This window comes from Jiella sonneratiae (assembly GCF_017353515.1).
Taxonomy (GTDB): Bacteria; Pseudomonadota; Alphaproteobacteria; order Rhizobiales; family Rhizobiaceae; genus Jiella; species Jiella sonneratiae.
In genome coordinates this window covers 87,389-104,061 of record NZ_JAFMPY010000014.1, presented here as the reverse complement: position 1 = coordinate 104,061, position 16,673 = coordinate 87,389, and the positions used below count along the sequence as shown (strand labels likewise).

Genomic DNA, 16,673 nt, shown 5'->3' with positions numbered 1-16,673 from the left:
ATTGCCGGAGGCCGGATGCGGGACGATCACGCCCCGCATCCGGCCGCGGATCAGCCGCCCGACTTCTTCGGGTTGTCGGAAGGCGTGTACTGGGCTTCCGGATTCTCCTTGGTCAGGTCGCAGCCGACCTCGCCGAGCCAGTAGGGCTTGATGTCGTCCCAGACCTTCGGGAAGGAGATCGAGTGGTCCTCGTTGACCTTCGCCAGATAGATCGTGTGCGACATGTGCTGGCTCTTCGGGTCGATGCAGACATGGCCTTCCGGCGCGTCCATGCAGACGTCGCCCTCTGCGATCACCTTGCGGATCGCGTCATGGTCGGTGGAGTGGGCGCGCTCGACCATCTGCTTGTAGAGATAGACGGCGATGTAGGAGTTCTCGGCTTCCTGGTTGATGTAGGGCTCGTCCGGGAACTTCTTGTGCCACTTCTCGACGAAGGCCTTCGAGGCCGGATTGTCGACCTCCTCGATCCAGTTCGTCGTGACGTACATGTTGGCGAGCGACGGCGGCTTGAAGCGCTTGTGCTCGTAGCCCTGGCCGACATTGACCGAAGAGGCCATCGGGACGTGGAGGTTGGCCGAGACCGCCTGTTCGTAATAGGAGGCCTGCGCGGTGCCGACGAGCAGCGTCACCAGGAAGTCGGGCTTGGCCTTCTGGATGTTCTGGATGGTCTGCGAGAACTGCGAGACGCCGAGCGGGATGAACTCCTCGCCGGCCATCGTGCCGCCGTTCTCCTTGACGATGTCGCGCACCCATTCGGCCGAGATCTGGCCGAAATTGTAGTCGGCGGCGATCGTATAGACGTTCTTGCCGAACTTCTCCATCATGTAGGGGATCAGCGTCGAGAACTGCTGTTCGGGCACGGCGCCGGTGACGATCATGTTGGCGTCGCAGACGCCGCCTTCATACTGGTTGTTGTAGAAGGCGAGGCCCTTGAACTGGTCGACGATCGGCCGGTAGGCCTCGCGCGAGGCCGAGGAGAAGCCGGCGAAGACGACGTCGACCTTATCGCGCTGCAGGACGCGGCGCATGAACTCCTGATAGCGGCGGTTGTCCGACTGGGTGTCGTAGATGTCGAGCTCGAGCTTGCGCCCGTCGATCCCGCCGGCGGCGTTGATCTCGTCGGCCGCGAGCTGGATGCCGTGGACCTTGCCGATGGTCGCGACGGCGAAGTCGCCGGACTGGTCTTCGAGGACGCCCATCTTGATCGGCCCCTTCTCCTCGGCGATCGCCGCCCCGGAAAGAAGCAATAGGGTCCCTAGCGCCGCAAGGACGCCTGATGCTCTGTCTTGCATGATCGTCTCCGTTTCGGGTTATTCCGCGGACCGGCTCATCAAAGGGCCGTCGGCTCCGCTCTCGGACAGCGCCGCGCTCCGTTGCACGACGAACTGGCAGTAGGCTTCGATGCTGAGGCGCGCCTGCATGCTTTCCCGGCGCAGGATCGCGAAGGCCGCGTCGTCGTCGTCGAGGCCGCGCTCGCGCATCAGCTTCAGCACCGCCTTGATGACGAAGCGGCGCTGGCGCCGGCGCGTCTCGTGCGCACCGATCGCGGCGAGTTGATCCGCCTTGGCCGCGTGTTCGTTGACCGCGAGGTAAAGGGCCGAGAACACCGAGCCGGCATAGACGGGCTTGGCGAGAAAGGCCGTCGCTCCGGTCTGCATCAGCGCGCGCAGGCGGCTCGGCGCCTCGACGCCGACCAGCCCGACCACCGGCACGCGCGGCATCGGGCCGGACCCGTCGGAAAGCGGCAGGACCGGCGCCCGCGCCAGATCGCCGTCGACGAAGAGCACGACCTCCGCCGCCTGCAGCGGTTCCTGCGACAGGTCGGCCGCCTCGTCTTTGGTCGGGCGGTGGCTGACGGTGAGGCCGAGCCGGCCGAGCGTCGCGGTCAACGTGGCGATCGCCCGGTCGTCGTTGGAGACGAGGATGGCGCGTCGATGGCTGAAGTTCTGGACGAAGCGGCCCGGCACCATCACACCACCCTCAGCATCGGCCGCTGCGCCACGACTTCGAGCGGCGCGGCGGCATGCACCAGATAGGGGTCGGGGCGAACCGGACGTTCCGCCTCGACGAGGATGTCGAACTGGCCGTCGGCCCGGGAGCGGCCGATGCGCGGCGTGAGATAGCAGTGCATCGTCTCGGGATCGATCGTCACCCGGCCCTGCGGCGCCTCGAGCGACTGGCCGGCGAGCGCCGCCTTGACCGCGGCGAGGTCGCCGCCGCCGGCGTCGCGCAGCGCCTTGGCGAGGAAGCGGACGGCGATGTAGGCGGCTTCCGCCTCGGCCGAAACCGTCGGTCCGTCCGGAAAGCTCCGCTGGTAGCCGGCGACGAAGGCGCGGTTCACCGGCGTCGCGATCGTGGCGAAATAGACGCTGGAGGACAGGTGCCCGTCGACCGCCCCCGGGCCGATCTCGGCAAGTTCCGGCTCGGACAGATTGCAGCTCGCGATGGGAAAGCGGGTCTTCTGATCGATGCCGCGGGAAAGGCAGGCCTGGCGGAACTGGCGGAAGAAGGCGTAGGCGGACTGGCCGATCAACGCGTTGAAGACGAAGTCCGGGTTCGCCTCGAAGATCGCTTCGATGATGGCGGAAAAGTCGGTCTCGCCGACCGCGAAATAGCGCTCCGCCAGGACCTTGCCGCCGCGCTGCGTGACGTCCTCGCGCAGCACCCGGTTGCTCTCCCAGCCCCAGATGTAGTTCGAGCCGACGCAGAACGCCTTCCTGCCGAAGCGCGACACGAGATAGTCGACCAGCGGCGACATGTGGTGGTTGGGCGCCGTGCCCGTATAGACGACGTTGGCCGAGCTCTCGAAGCCCTCGTAATGCGCCGGATACCAGAGCAGGGCGTCGCGCTTTTCGAAGATCGGGATGACGTCCTTGCGGCTCGACGAGGTGTAGCAGCCGACGACGTGGCGGATGCCGGCGTCGAGCATCGCCTCCACGGCCGGCGCGTAGGCGGAAAGGACGCTGGCGGGATCGACGATGGTGGGAACGAGTTCGACGCCGGACGACCGGTCCCGGTTGACCTCGTCGCAGGCCATCAGCGCGCCGTTCAGCATCGTCCGCCCCACCGTGCCGTAGGAGCCGGTGGCGGAGAACAGGATGCCGATCGGATAGCGGACGGTCGCCATTTCGAGCACTCAACGGAAAGCCCCCGCCAGCACGACGTGCTGCCAGGGCGACATTGCCAGAAATCATGAAGGATCGTCGTCGGCGCGATTTTGAGCAACGCTGCTCTGCGCACAGGTTTTAGGCTGCCGGGTTTGCCGAGGCTTGTCAAGCGGCTGCCGTCGGCAAATTTCGTCGTGCCGGCAGCGCTTGCGTCCGGCGCCGAAATCTGCCCGGATCACGCATGTGCGGGCGCGGTCGGGGCGATTTCCCGGCCTCCGACGCTTCCTTGTCGGGAAAGGGCTGGTCATGGACCTGAAGTTGCAAGGCCGCAAGGCGATCGTCACGGGCGGCACCAAGGGGATCGGGCTCGCGATCGCCGAGACGCTCGCGGCCGAGGGCGCCTCGGTGGCAATCTGCGCGCGCAGCAAGGCGGATGTCGACGCCGAAGTCTCGGCGCTTTCGGCCAAGGGCGTCGTCGCGACCGGCAAGGCGGTGGACGTCGCCGACGGGCCGGCGCTGGCGGCCTTCGTCAAGGAGGCGGCCGAGGCGCTGGGCGGGCTCGACATCGTCGTCGCCAATGTCAGCGCGCTCGCGGTCGGCGCCGACGAGGAGAGCTGGAAGAAGGGCTTCGAGACCGACCTGATGGGCACCGTCCGGCTGGTCGCCGCGGCGATGGAGTTCCTGGAAAAGAGCGATGCCGCGTCGATCGTCACGATCTCCAGCGTCTCCGGCCGCGAGATCGACTTCGCCGCCGGCCCCTACGGGGCGTTCAAGGCGGCGCTGATCCATTACACCCAGGGCCTTGCCTACAATCTGGCAGCGAAGAACATCCGGGCGAATTCCGTCTCGCCGGGCAACACCTATTTCGCGGGCGGCGTCTGGAACCAGATCGAGACCGGCAATCCGGAGTTGTTCAAGGCGTCGCTGGCGCTCAATCCGACGGGCCGGATGGCGACGCCGCAGGAGATCGCCAACGGCGCCGTGTTCCTCGCCAGCCCCGCCGCGAGCTTCATCACCGGCACCAACCTCGTCATCGACGGTGCGCTGACCCGCGGCGTCCAGTTCTGACCGGGACGCGGCAGGCAGCCACGAGAGGCCCCGGCAGGTCGGCCTGAAGGTCCGGCGGTGGTCCGCAGCGCCGCACAACGCCGCGGGTCACGGCAGCGCCGCTTCCGCCTCGGCCGGGCCGGCCCTCGACGATGCGGACAGCCGTGTCGCACGGGGTCGTTATCCGGAAAGGTGACGCACGGCGATCGCCGTCGCGGCGGCGCGGTTTTCGACGCCGAGCTTCCGGAAAACCACTTCGAGGTGTTTGTTCACCGTCCGCGGGCTGAGCTTCAGGATATCGGCGATGTCCCGGTTCGCCTTGCCGCGCGCAAGCCACAACAGCACCTCGGCCTCGCGGGCGCTGACGCCGAGCTGCGCCTGCAGGGTCTCGACCTCCTCTTTCGCGCCTTCGCGGGCGATGCGCAGGAGAAACTCCTTCTGGCCCAGCCGGCCGATCACCGCTGCGGAAAGTTCGTCCGACAGGGTGAACGTCGCGCCGACGCGCAGCCGGTCGCGGGAGATCGCCAGCGCTCTTTCATGGGCGGTCCCGTCCTTCGCCAGGAGTTCGCGGGCCTGAAGCGTCGCCCAGAGGATCTCGCCGGTTCCGTTGGTCGCGAAGAGATGCCGTCCGGTCGTATCGAGCGCCATGCGGGTCGAACGGCTGACCTTGGCGTTCTGGCTGTGCACGCCGATCCGCGCGACGAGTTCTTCCGGCTTGATCGGCTTGGTCACGTAGTCGACTCCGCCGACGGCGAAGGCGCGCACGATATGCTCGGTCTCGCTGAGGCCGGTCATGAAGATCACCGGAATATCGGCGATCCTGTCGTTCGCCTTCATGCCGAGTGTCGCGGCAAAACCGTCCACGCCCGGCATGACGGCGTCCATGAGGATCAGGTCTGGGGTGGTGCGCTCGGCGATCGCGATGGCGCGCGCGCCGTCGGTCGCCACGAGAACCGACATGCCGCTCGCCTCGAGTGTCGCCACGAGGAAGCTCGCCTCCTCCGGCGAATCGTCGACCACCAGGATGACCAGGCGTCCGTCGGTGCGGTCAGTCGCCATCTCCGCCCCCCGCGATGAGGCTGAGGCAGGCGCCGAAATCGAGGCGACCGAGATGGTCGCGAAGCCGCGAGACCACCCGGCCGGCATCGGCGTTGCGGCTGGCGATGACGTCGAGCCTTGCATGAATCCCCCTCACATAGCCGATATCGATCAGCGTGATCAGTTCGGCGCGCTCGTCGGTTGTCAGATGCGCTTGGCATGCTGCCGCGAAGTCGCGGTCGTCGTCTTCCGGCAAGGCCGCCTGTTCGCCCGCGAAACGCCATTTCACGGCGAGCGCCCGGGCGATGACGTCGAGAAGCGCCGGGATCGACAAAGGCTTGGCGATCCAGTCGTCGTAGAGATGGCGGTCGCGGGCCGGCGGCCGGGCGCTCGCCGAGAGCATGACGATCGGAACGCCTGGGCTCTGCTCGCGCGCCGCCTTCGCCACCTCCCAGCCGTCGATTCCCGGCATGTTGATGTCGAGGAGATAAAGATCGGGCTTGCAGAGCTTGGCCATGCGCAGGCAGGTCTCGCCACTTTCCGCCGTCAGCACCTTGAAGCCGAGGGGCGAGAGGATCTCCTCGACCAGCTGCCGGTGGACAGGCTCGTCGTCGGCCGAGAGGATGGTGCGGGGCGGGCCTTCGTAGCCGACGATGCGCTGCTTCTTCTCCTTTGCCGCGACGTCCTCGGCGACGGAGCCGAGCATCAGCCGGACGTGGAAGGCGGAACCCTGGCCGAGTTCGCTCTCGACCTGGATGTCGCCGCCGAGAATCTCGGCAAAGAGCTTGGTGATGGTCAGGCCAAGACCCATGCCGGGGGTCGCCCGTTTGCCTTCGATGCGCTCGAAGGGCTCGAAGATGCGTTCCAGATCCGGCTTGGAGATGCCGGGCCCCGTGTCCATGACCGAAAGGGCGGCGATCTGGTTGCGATAGCGGACGCGAAAGCGGATGGTCCCGGTCTCGGTGAACTTGATCGCATTGGACAGCAGGTTGATGAGGATCTGGCGCACCCGCTTTTCGTCGCCGCGCACATGGGTGGGCAGGAGCCCGTCGGCCTCGTAGACGAAGTCGAGCCCGGCATTGCCGGCCTGCAGCCGGAACATCTCGACGATCTGGTTGAGAAGCTGGCCGAAATTGAAGACGTCGTTGTAGATCTCGATCTTGCCGGCTTCGATGCGTGAGATGTCGAGCAGACCGTCGATCAGGCCGGCCAGATGTTCGCCGCTGCGGCGGATGACGCTCAGGCCCTCGCGGTGCTTTCCGATCGTCGCGGGGTCGTCCTCCAGGATCTGGGCGAAGCCGAGGATCGAGTTGAGCGGCGTGCGCAGCTCGTGGCTCATGCCGACGACGAAGCGGGTCTTGGCGAGGCTCGCGGCTTCCGCCCGCTCCTTGGCGAGCTGCAGTTCGGCGTCGGTCGAGCGGTGCGCCTCGATTTCCTGGGTGAGGAGCAGGGTCTGGCGGCTCGATTCCTCCTGGGCGACGCGCCGGCTCTCATGGGCGAGGACCAGCAGCCAGGAGGCGATGCCGATCAGGATGACCAGCACGATGAACACCTGGACGAGGACGAGCGCCGAGGTTCCCGGATCGGCCTGGCGCGACAACGTCGTCTGGAAATGGATCAGCGAAAGCGCCGCCGCGCTCAGTCCGATCAGGATGGAAAACACCGCGAGATAGTGGCCCTGCGGCGAATCGACAAAGCCTGCAAGCCGTTGCGAGATCCGCTGCCGCAGGCCGTCGACGATCTGCTCGCGCACCCGGCTGCCGGTCTTGCAGAGATCATGGCAGCGTGCGTCGAGCGAACAGCAGAGCGAGCAGATCGGCCCGGAATAGGCAGGACAGAAGGCCATGTCTTCAGGCTCGAAGTCGTGCTCGCAGATGCAGCATGCGATGGTGTCGAGCCCGGCCCAGTCCTGGCGCGGCCGTCGCGCGATGTAGAAGCGGCCGCCGGTCAGGAGAGCGATCAGCGGTGCGGCGAGAAACGCAGTGGTCAGCGCGGCATAGACGGCGAGCGCCGCCGGCTCTTCGCCGAACAGCCCCGTATGCAGCGTCACCCCGACGAAGATGCCGGCGCCCATGGCGCCGAAGCCGACCGGATTGATGTCGTAGAGATGGGCGCGCTTGAACTCGATGTGCCGCGGAGAGAGCCGTAGCGGCTTGTTGACCACGAGATCGGCGACGAGCGGCGCAACCCAGGAAACGGCGAGAATGGCGTAGAGGCCGAGGATCTCCTCCAGCGCCTTGAGAATCCCCATTTCCATCAGAAGAATGGAGATGGCGACGTTGAACACCAGCCAGACGACCCGGCCGGGATGGCTGTGAGTGAGCCGCGAAAAGAAGTTCGACCAAGCGATCGAGCCGGCATAGGCGTTGGTGACGTTGATCTTCATCTGCGCCACGACGACGAAGATGCCGGTGAGGGCGACGGCAAGTGCCGGATTGGCGAAGAGCCGGTCGTAGAGCGCCTCGTACATCAGCGTCGGCTGCTGCGCGCTCGCCGGCGCGACGCCCTCTCCGATCAAGAGGATCGCGAGGATCGACCCGGCGAGGATCTTCACCGCGCCGATGAACGTCCAGCCGGGCCCGCCGGCGATCAGCGCGCTCCACCAGGCGAGGTGCCGGCCCGGCGTGCGGCGGGGCAGGAAGCGCAGATAGTCGACCTGCTCGCCGATCTGCGCGGTCAACGCGAAGAGGATCGCCGAGGCGCCGCCGAACAGAACGAGGTCGAAGCCGCCGTCGCCGCCGCGCCGTCCCGCATGGCTCGTCCATTCGGCGATCGGAAGGTCGCCCCGCCAGGCGAGATAGGCGAAGGGCAGGAAGTTGAGCACCAGCCAGAGCGGCTGAGTCCAGGCCTGGAACCGGCTGATCAGCCTTATGCCGAGCGTGACGATCGGAATGACCGCGACGGCAGAGACGATGTAGCCGATCCACAGGGGCAGGCCGAGCACCATGTTCAGTGCCATCGCCATGATCGCCGCTTCGATCGCCATGAAGATGAAGGTGAAGCAGGCGTAGATCAGAGAGGTGACGGTGGATCCGAGATAGCCGAAGCCCGCCCCGCGCGTCAGAAGATCGATGTCGACGCCGTATTTCGCGGCATTGTAGGAGATCGGAAGCGCGGCGGCGAAGATCATCGCACCGGTCACGACGAGCGCCGCGATCATGTTGGTGAAGCCGTAGCCGAGGATCACCGAGCCGCCGATCGCCTCCAGCGCCAGAAACGAGATGCCGCCGCAGGAGGTCATGGCGATCTGGAAGGGCGTGAAACGCCGGGCGCGCTTGGCGGTGAAGCGCAGCGCGAAGTCCTCCAGCGTTTCGTCTGCAACCCACTGATTGTAGTTGCGGCGCACGCGAAGGATGCGTTGAGGCGCCGTCAAGACACGGTCTCCTTCACTGTCCTACCACAGACCACCTCCAAGACGATGCTCGGCCCGCGCATGTTCGATTCAAGAAATACCGCGCCTGGTTGCGCTGTCTCTGTAGTTTTTTAACCGTTCCAGATCACGCGTCGGCGATCACCTTGGCGCCTTCTGTGATGGCGCCAAGGGGTCGGCTCGACTACTCTTACGCGCTATCCTGGCTGCATCCCCATCGAAGCGAAATACGTAGTTTGACGTATTGCTGCCATGCACAATCGGCGGCGATCCTGCCTCTTGTCAATCGCCGGGCGTCGCTCGGTTGGCATTCGTTCCGGCAATACTGTTCGACAGGGGGTTTTGATGAAAACCAACGACAAGGGCGGCGCGCCTCGCTCGATGCTGCGGCGCAAACTGATGATCGGGTCGGCCGCCTTGGCGCTCGGCCTGGCGGCGGCTGGCGTCGGTCACGCTCAGACGCCGCCGACCGGCGAGGTCAATACCACCGGCCTTGCGGTCACCGACGACGTGGTGAAGGTCGGCATTCTCCACTCGATCACCGGCACCATGGCGATCTCGGAGACTGGCTCGGTCCAGGCCGAGAAGCTCGCCATCAAGCAGATCAACGACATGGGCGGCGTGCTCGGCCGCAAGATCGAGTTCATCCAGGAGGACGGCGCCTCGGACTGGCCGACCTTCGCCGAAAAGGCCAAGAAGCTCCTCGTCGAGGACAAGGTGGCGGCGGTATTCGGCTGCTGGACGTCGGCCTCGCGCAAGGCGGTGCTGCCGGTGTTCGAGCAGTATAACGGCATGCTTTACTATCCAACCTTCTATGAGGGTCTGGAGCAATCGCCGAACGTCATCTATACCGGCCAGGAAGCGACCCAGCAGATCATCGCCGGCCTCGACTGGGTTGCCAAGGAGAAGGGCGCCAAGACCTTCTACCTTCTCGGATCCGACTACATTTGGCCGCGCACCTCCAACAAGATCGCCCGCAAGCACATCGAGGATCACCTCGGCCTGAAGGTGGTTGGCGAGGAATACTATCCGCTCGGCCATACCCAGTTCAACTCGGTGATCAACAAGATCAAGCTCAAGAAGCCCGACGTGATCTACGCGATCGTCGTCGGCGGGTCGAACGTCGCCTTCTACAAGCAGCTGAAGGCGGCCGGCATCGACATGACCAAGGAGAAGCCGCTGGTCATGACCATCTCGGTGACGGAAGATGAAATTCGCGGCATCGGCGGCGAGAACATCGAGGGCGCCTATGCCACGATGAAATACTTCCAGTCGCTGGACAACGACAACAACAAGAAATTCGTCGCAGCCTTCAAGAACATGTGGGGTGAGGACATGGTGATCGGCGACGTCACGCAGGCGGCCTACGAGGGCCCCTGGCTGTGGAAGGCCGCCGTCGAGAAGGCCGGCAGCTTCGACATCGACAAGATCAAGGAGGCCTCTCCCGGCATCGAGCTGACCACGGCGCCGGAAGGCTATGTGCGCATCCACGAAAACCATCACCTGTGGTCCAAGACCCGCGTCGGCCACGCCAAGAGCGACGGCCAATACGAGGTGGTCTACGAGACCAAGGAGCTGATGGAGCCAGATCCCTTCCCGGAAGGCTACCAGTAACAGGACGACGGCGGTCGCCCGGCGTCGTCGGGCGACCGCTGGTGGAGCGAATTTGAGGTTTGAGTCCCGGTCGGGTGGGGCGTCGTACCAACTATCAAATTCGAAGCATCCACCAGCATCATGAACCAGAATCGCGCTCTCTTGAGTCCGATATTTGCCGATCTGTCTCCACGAGGCAGTACCAAACGTCGGCTATAACCAAAATCCTGCCTTTCAACTAAGCCTCTCCTCCTCGCTCTCACGATCGGAGCCTTCGATGTTCGCGGACTATTCCTGGAGCGAGCTCGGATCGATCTTTGCCATGCAGGGCTTTGCCGGCCTGGTGCTGTTTTCGGTCTTCGTGCTCATGGCGCTCGGCCTCGCCATCATCTTCGGCCAGATGGGCGTCATCAACATGGCGCATGGCGAGTTCATGATTCTCGGCGCCTACGTCACCTACATGTGCTCGAACTTCTTCCAGAGCGCGGCGCCGGCCTTGATGCCGATCTCCTTCTTCGTCGCCATGGTGCTCGCCTTCTTCGCATCGGGCGCGCTGGGGATGCTCGTCGAGATGGGTCTGATCCGCTTCCTCTACAAACGCCCGCTCGACACGCTGCTCGCCACCTGGGGCCTGTCGCTGATCCTGCAGCAGGCCTACCGCACCATCTTCGGCGCACGCGAGGTGGGCGTCACCCTGCCCGAATGGATGATGGGCTCGCTGCCGCTCACCGACATCATCGAGATCCCGATCAACGGGCTGATCGTCATGGCGATCACCCTGGCGATCACCGTCGCCGTGGCGGTCGTCATGTTCCGCTCGCGCTTCGGCGCCAAGGTGCGCGCCGTCGTCCAGAACCGGCAGATGGCCGGCGCCGTCGGCATCGACACCGAAAAGGTCGACCGCCTGACCTTCGGGCTCGGTTGCGGCATCGCCGGCGTTGCCGGCTCGGCCTTCACGATGATCGGCTCGACCGGCCCGAGTTCCGGGCAGCTCTACATCGTCGACACTTTCCTCGTCGTCGTCTTCGGCGGCGCCACCAGCCTGATCGGTACGGTCGCTTCGGCTTTCACCATCTCCCAGGCCCAGTCGACCCTCGAATTCTTCCTCTCCGGCTCGATGGCCAAGGTTCTCACCCTCCTGACGGTGGTCGGCATCCTGATGCTGCGCCCGCAGGGTCTCTTCGTCCTCAAGGTCCGTCGCTGAGGAAGCCGCCATGACACCCCCATTCCACGCCGCCAGGAAGACCGAACTGTTCGGCTTCCTCGTCCTCGCCGCCTTCGTTCTCCTGGTGCTGCCGGGCGTCGTCGATCCCTTTCGCCTGAACCTCGTCGGCAAATATCTCACCTACGCCTTCGTCGCCGTCGGCCTGGTGCTGTGCTGGGGGTCGGCGGGCATCCTGTCGCTCGGCCAGGGCATCTTCTTCGGCCTCGGCGGCTACTGCATGGCGATGTTCCTGAAGCTCGAGGCCTCGACACCGGAGGCGACCAAGATCCAGTCGACGCCGGGCATTCCCGACTTCATGGACTGGAACCAGCTCACCGCCCTGCCGGCATTCTGGGAGCCCTTCCATTCGCTCGCCTTCACCATCGTCGCGATCGTCGCCGTGCCGGCCGCGCTTGCCTTCGTCATCGGTTTCGCGATGTTCACGAGGCGCGTCGGCGGGGTCTATTTCGCCATCATCACCCAGGCGATCGCCGCGATCCTGACGATCCTGATCATCGGCCAGCAGGGCTATACCGGCGGCGTCAACGGCATCACCGACCTGCGCACGCTGCTCGGCTGGGACATCCGCACCGATTCCGCAAAGACCATCCTGTATTTCGTCAACGCCTTCCTGCTTCTCGGCGTGATCGCCCTGTCGATCGCGGTGCGCTCCTCCAAGCTCGGGCGGATCCTGGTGGCGCTGCGCGACAAGGAGGACCGGGTGCGCTTCTCCGGCTACGACGTGGCGGCGTTCAAGATCTTCGTCTTCTGCTTCGCCGCCGCGATCTCCGGCATCGGCGGCGCGATGTTCACCCTCCAGGTCGGCTTCATGTCGCCCTCCTTCGTCGGCATCGTGCCGTCCATCGAAATGGTGATCTTCTGCGCCGTCGGCGGCCGCAACTCGCTGATCGGCGCGGTCTACGGCACGCTGCTCGTCAATTGGGGCAAGACCACCTTTTCCGAAAGCTTCCCCGAGCTCTGGCTGTTCGCCATGGGCGGGCTGTTCATCGCCGTGGTCATGGCTTTCCCGAACGGTCTCGCCGGCATCTACAAGAGCTACGTCCAGCCGCTCTTCGCCCGCATCGTCGTCAGGCCCGCCCACCGGCGGCGACCCGTCGGCGGGGGAAAAACCACGCCTGCCATCGCCGAGTGAGGATCCGGGCCATGACCAACAACGACTTTCTCCTCTCGGTCGAGGGCCTGACCGTCTCCTTCGACGGCTTCAAGGCGGTGGACGACCTCTCCTTCTACGTCGATCCGGAGGAAATCCACGTCATCATCGGGCCGAACGGCGCCGGCAAGACCACCGCCCTCGACCTCATCTGCGGCAAGACCCGCGCCACCGCCGGCTCGATCCGGTTCCGGAGCAGGGAACTGACCGAGATGAAGGAACACCAGATCGTCCATGCCGGTGTCGGCCGGAAGTTTCAGAACCCCTCGATCTACGAGGACCTGACGGTTTTCGAGAATCTCGAGATCTCCTATCCGAAAGGTCGCAGCGTCTTCGGCGCGCTCGCCTTCAAGCGCGACGCAAAGGTTCGCGAGCGCGTCGCCGAGATCGCCGAAATGATCTTCCTCGCCGACCATCTGAGCGAGCGTGCCGAATATCTCAGCCACGGCCAGAAGCAGTGGCTCGAAATCGGCATGCTGCTCATCCAGGACCCGGAACTTCTGATGCTCGACGAGCCGGTCGCCGGCATGAGCGTGTCGGAGCGCGTCAAGACTGCCGAGCTTCTCCATCGCATCATCCAGGGTCGCTCGGTGATCGTCATCGAGCACGACATGAAGTTCGTCGAGGACATCGCCCACAAGGTCACGGTGCTCCACCAGGGGCGGGTGCTTTCCGAAGGTACGATGGCGCACGTCAAGTCCGACCCGAGAGTGGTCGAAGTCTATCTCGGTCATTGAGGACGAAGCCATGCTGAACGTTTCCGGCCTGCATGTCGCCTATGGCTCCAGCGAGGTGCTGCACGGGCTCAACTTCACCGTCGCCCCCGGCGAGATCGTCGCGATCATGGGCCGCAACGGCATGGGCAAGACGACGCTGATGAAGTCGCTGATGGGGCTGGTGCCGACGAAATCCGGCAGGGTCAATGTCGACGGCGCCGACATCACCAACGCCAAGAGCCACGAGCGCGTCAAAGGCGGCGTCGGCTACGTTCCGCAGGGCCGCATGATCTTCTCGACCATGACGGTGCGCGAGAACATCGAGACCGGCCTGACCGTCACCGGCGAGACCGCCGTCCCGGGCGACATCTACGAGCTGTTTCCGGTGCTTCTGGAAATGCGCAAGCGCCGGGGCGGCAACCTTTCGGGCGGCCAGCAGCAGCAGCTCGCCGTCGCCCGCGCTCTCGCCTCGCGGCCCAAGGTGCTGCTCCTCGACGAGCCGACCGAGGGCATCCAGCCGTCGATCATCCGCGACATGGGGCGCACCCTCAAGAAAATCCGCGACGAGAAGGGCCTCTCCATCGTCGTTTCCGAACAGGTCCTGTCCTTCGCCCTCGACATCGCCGACCGGGTGCTCGTGCTCGAAAACGGCGAGCTCGTCCATGACGAGCCGATTGCCGAGGTCGATGAGTCGAAGGTCGCGAAATACCTGTCGGTATGACGGACATTCGCGCCGCTCGACCGACGCAAAGCCTCCGAAACCACCCACGAAGGAGTGAAACGGCATGCCCGACACCTTGATCAAGGTCGACCTGACCACCTCGCCGCACGACAACGAGATGATCCACAATCGCTGGCACCCCGACATTCCGATGGCCTGCTGGGTGGCGCCGGGCGACGACTTCAAGATCGAGACCTACGACTGGACCGGCGGCCAGATCAAGAACGACGATTCCGCCGAAGACGTGCGCGACGTCGAGCTCGAGCAGGTCCACTATCTCTCCGGCCCGATCGGCGTGAAGGGGGCCGAGCCCGGCGACCTCCTCGTGGTCGACATCCTCGACATCGGCGCCAAGGAAGACAGCCTCTGGGGGTTCAACGGCTTCTTCTCCAAGCAGAATGGCGGCGGCTTCCTGACCGAGCATTTCCCCGAGGCCCAGAAGTCGATCTGGGACATCGAGGGCATGTTCACGAGATCACGCCACGTGCCGGGCGTGCGCTATGCCGGCCTCATCCATCCGGGCCTCATCGGATGCCTGCCGGATCGGGCGATGCTCGACATGTGGAACACCCGCGAGAAGGCGCTGTTCGACACCGAGCCCGAGCGGGTGCCCCAGCTTGCCGCGCTGCCCACCACTCAGTCGGCGCATATGGGCAAGATGACGGGCGAAGCGCGCGACAAGGCGGCGGCCGAGGGCGCCCGCACCGTGCCGCCGCGCGAACATGGCGGCAATTGCGATATCAAGGATCTTTCGCGAGGCTCGAAGATCTATTTCCCGGTCTATGTCGACGGCGCCGGCCTCTCGATGGGAGACCTCCACTTCAGCCAGGGCGACGGCGAGATCACCTTCTGCGGCGCCATCGAAATGGCCGGCTGGCTGCATCTGAAGGTCAGCCTCATCAAGGGCGGCATGGCGAAATACGGGATCAAGAACCCCATCTTTAAGCCGTCGCCGATCACCCCCAAATACGACGACTACCTGATCTTCGAGGGCATTTCCGTCGATGAGGCCGGCAAGCAGCATTATCTCGACGTCCACATCGCCTATCGCCAGGCATGTCTCAACGCGATCGAATATCTGAAAAAATTCGGTTTCTCCGGCGCCCAGGCCTACGCCATCCTCGGCACCGCGCCCTGCCAGGGCCACATCTCCGGCGTGGTCGACATTCCCAATGCCTGCGCGACGCTGTGGCTGCCGACCGACATCTTCGAATTCGACGTGATGCCCGGCGCCGACGGTCCGACGAAGTTCCTCGACGGCTCGATCGACGTGCCGCTCGCCAAGGATCTGTGAGGCGACATGCCGTTCTACGACTATGCCTGCGACGACTGCGGGTCCTTCACCAGCCTGCGCCCCATGGCGCAGGCGTCCGAGCCCTGCGATTGTCCGCAATGCGGCGAGAGCGCCAGGCGAGTGATCCTTCAGGCGCCGCGCCTGTCGATCATGGACGGCGCGAGGCGCTCGGCCTTCGCCACCAACGAGCGGAGCGCCAACGCCCCGACGCTCGCGTCGAAGGGCCACGGCGCCGGCTGCGGCTGCTGCGGCCCGGCGAGGCGGAAGCCGTCGCAGGCCGGGGCGGCGCCGGCGGCGGCGGCCAAGTCCTTCGTCGGCAAGCGCCCCTGGATGATCAGCCACTGATCCTTTCGATCGACGTCTTTCATTCGACGGCCGGGCCCTGATCGCGCTCGCCCTTGCCGAGGGGACCTATCCGGCGCTGCCGGACCGGGCCGGACGAGCGGCAAGGCCGCCCGGATCGCCGTCGGCCGGGGCGGCGCAGCGAAAGCCGATGTGGTTCGTGGACGATCGGGCCTCCTGGGGACTGCGGGCCGAGGCGCGGTAGCGCCGGCAGTAGCTCGGGGCGCAGAGGAACGAGCCGCCCTTCAGGACGTGGCTGACCGGCCCGTCGCCCGCGCCGGGCGCGCAGCAGGGGGAAGGGCTTTTATGGGAGGCGGTGAACTTCGTCGCCGTCCACTCCCAGACGTTGCCGATCATGTTGAAGAGGCCGAAGGCCGAGGGCTCGAAGGCATCGACCGGGCAGGTGAGGACGGGGCCGCAGACCCGGTCGTTGCGAAAGGGAAAGGCGCCATGCCAGGTGTTGGCCATCACCCGGCCGTCCGGCGTGAAGTCGTCGCCCCAGGGATAGGTCGTGTCCGATCCAGCCCGGGCGGCGAATTCCCACTGCGCCTCGCTCGGCAACGTCTTGCCCGCCCAGGCGGCATAGGCTGCGGCGTCATGCAAGGAGACGTGGACCACCGGATGGTCCCGGCGCCCGTCGATGGAACTGCCCGGGCCTTCCGGCGCGCGCCACGAGGCGCCGGGCACGAAGCGCCACCAGGCGCGGAAGTCGCGGAGCGGAACCGGGCCGTCGGTCTTGCGGAACACCAGCGAACCGGCGGCGAGCAGCTCGGCCGGCGCGCCGGGCATCTCTTCCCGCGACAGCGGAATCTCGGCGGTGGTGACGTAGCCGGTCGCCTTCACGAAGCGGTCGAAATCGTCGTTGCTCACGGCGTGGCGATCGATCCGGAACGGACCCACCTCCACCGGATGCGCCGGGCGCTCCTCCGGATAGAACCGGTCCGATCCCATGACGAAGCGGCCGCCCTCGAGGCGGACCATGGCGTTTGCGCCGGACGCGGAGGGGGCGGGGCAAGCGGGGGTCACGGCGTCGGCGGATGTCGGCATGGTCCGGTGATACTCCCATCCGC

General features: G+C 65.5%; 14 protein-coding genes. 8 read left to right on the top strand and 6 right to left on the bottom strand.

Annotation, left to right across the window (positions count from 1 at the left end; translation table 11 throughout):
• Positions 1-50: 50 nt before the first annotated feature.
• The 3 genes from J1C47_RS14215 to J1C47_RS14205 are packed head-to-tail and all read right to left on the bottom strand — an operon-like array spanning position 51 to position 3,127.
• Entirely contained in the window at positions 51-1,292 is a 1,242-nt protein-coding gene (locus tag J1C47_RS14215) for an urea ABC transporter substrate-binding protein (protein ID WP_207351431.1), read from the bottom strand.
• 18 nt (positions 1,293-1,310) lie between these two features.
• Complete coding sequence (locus J1C47_RS14210; RefSeq protein ID WP_207351430.1) at positions 1,311-1,970, bottom strand: ANTAR domain-containing response regulator; 660 nt, start codon at positions 1,968-1,970, stop codon at positions 1,311-1,313.
• A complete protein-coding gene (locus J1C47_RS14205) occupies positions 1,970-3,127 on the bottom strand; it encodes a transporter substrate-binding domain-containing protein (RefSeq protein ID WP_207351429.1) in 1,158 nt (385 codons plus the stop codon). The genes J1C47_RS14210 and J1C47_RS14205 overlap by 1 nt, the downstream gene beginning before the upstream one ends.
• Positions 3,128-3,413: 286 nt before the next feature.
• On the opposite strand from J1C47_RS14205, the gene J1C47_RS14200 reads away from it, so the two are divergent.
• Complete coding sequence (locus tag J1C47_RS14200) at positions 3,414-4,175, top strand: SDR family NAD(P)-dependent oxidoreductase (protein WP_207351428.1); 762 nt, start codon at positions 3,414-3,416, stop codon at positions 4,173-4,175.
• A gap of 159 nt (positions 4,176-4,334) precedes the next feature.
• On the opposite strand, the gene J1C47_RS14195 is transcribed toward J1C47_RS14200, so the two are convergent.
• Together J1C47_RS14195 and J1C47_RS14190 are read right to left on the bottom strand one after the other, a co-directional pair.
• Positions 4,335-5,213: a response regulator transcription factor gene (locus J1C47_RS14195; protein ID WP_207351427.1), complete on the bottom strand. Its 879-nt coding sequence runs from the start codon at positions 5,211-5,213 to the stop codon at positions 4,335-4,337.
• The gene (locus J1C47_RS14190; protein WP_207351426.1) at positions 5,203-8,565 is read right to left on the bottom strand and encodes a hybrid sensor histidine kinase/response regulator; all 3,363 of its coding nucleotides are present in this window, start codon (positions 8,563-8,565) and stop codon (positions 5,203-5,205) included. Before J1C47_RS14190 ends, J1C47_RS14195 begins: the two co-directional genes overlap by 11 nt.
• 342 nt (positions 8,566-8,907) lie before the next feature.
• Between J1C47_RS14190 and urtA the strand changes: the two genes are divergently transcribed.
• The 7 genes from urtA (at position 8,908) to J1C47_RS14155 (ending at position 15,606) form a co-directional block, all read left to right on the top strand.
• Positions 8,908-10,176, top strand: coding sequence for an urea ABC transporter substrate-binding protein (gene urtA, locus J1C47_RS14185; protein ID WP_207351425.1), 1,269 nt, complete (start codon positions 8,908-8,910; stop codon positions 10,174-10,176).
• A 256-nt stretch (positions 10,177-10,432) separates the two neighbouring features.
• Positions 10,433-11,359 (top strand): urea ABC transporter permease subunit UrtB, encoded by a 927-nt coding sequence (urtB, locus tag J1C47_RS14180; protein ID WP_207351424.1) that lies wholly within the window; start codon positions 10,433-10,435, stop codon positions 11,357-11,359.
• A gap of 10 nt (positions 11,360-11,369) precedes the next feature.
• Entirely contained in the window at positions 11,370-12,512 is a 1,143-nt protein-coding gene (gene urtC / locus J1C47_RS14175) for an urea ABC transporter permease subunit UrtC (RefSeq protein WP_207351423.1), read from the top strand.
• A gap of 11 nt (positions 12,513-12,523) precedes the next feature.
• Positions 12,524-13,267 (top strand): urea ABC transporter ATP-binding protein UrtD, encoded by a 744-nt coding sequence (urtD, locus tag J1C47_RS14170; protein WP_207351422.1) that lies wholly within the window; start codon positions 12,524-12,526, stop codon positions 13,265-13,267.
• 10 nt (positions 13,268-13,277) lie between these two features.
• Positions 13,278-13,967: an urea ABC transporter ATP-binding subunit UrtE gene (gene urtE / locus J1C47_RS14165; RefSeq protein WP_207351421.1), complete on the top strand. Its 690-nt coding sequence runs from the start codon at positions 13,278-13,280 to the stop codon at positions 13,965-13,967.
• Positions 13,968-14,031: 64 nt separating this feature from the next.
• Positions 14,032-15,261 carry a formamidase gene (fmdA, locus tag J1C47_RS14160; protein ID WP_207351420.1) on the top strand — a complete coding sequence of 410 codons (1,230 nt, stop codon included), beginning with the start codon at positions 14,032-14,034 and terminating at the stop codon, positions 15,259-15,261.
• Between the two features lie 6 nt (positions 15,262-15,267).
• Positions 15,268-15,606: a zinc ribbon domain-containing protein gene (locus J1C47_RS14155; RefSeq protein WP_207351419.1), complete on the top strand. Its 339-nt coding sequence runs from the start codon at positions 15,268-15,270 to the stop codon at positions 15,604-15,606.
• A 66-nt stretch (positions 15,607-15,672) separates the two neighbouring features.
• Here the strand turns inward: J1C47_RS14155 and J1C47_RS14150 are convergent, their stop codons facing one another.
• Positions 15,673-16,584 (bottom strand): formylglycine-generating enzyme family protein, encoded by a 912-nt coding sequence (locus J1C47_RS14150; protein ID WP_207351418.1) that lies wholly within the window; start codon positions 16,582-16,584, stop codon positions 15,673-15,675.
• Positions 16,585-16,673 lie beyond the last annotated feature (89 nt).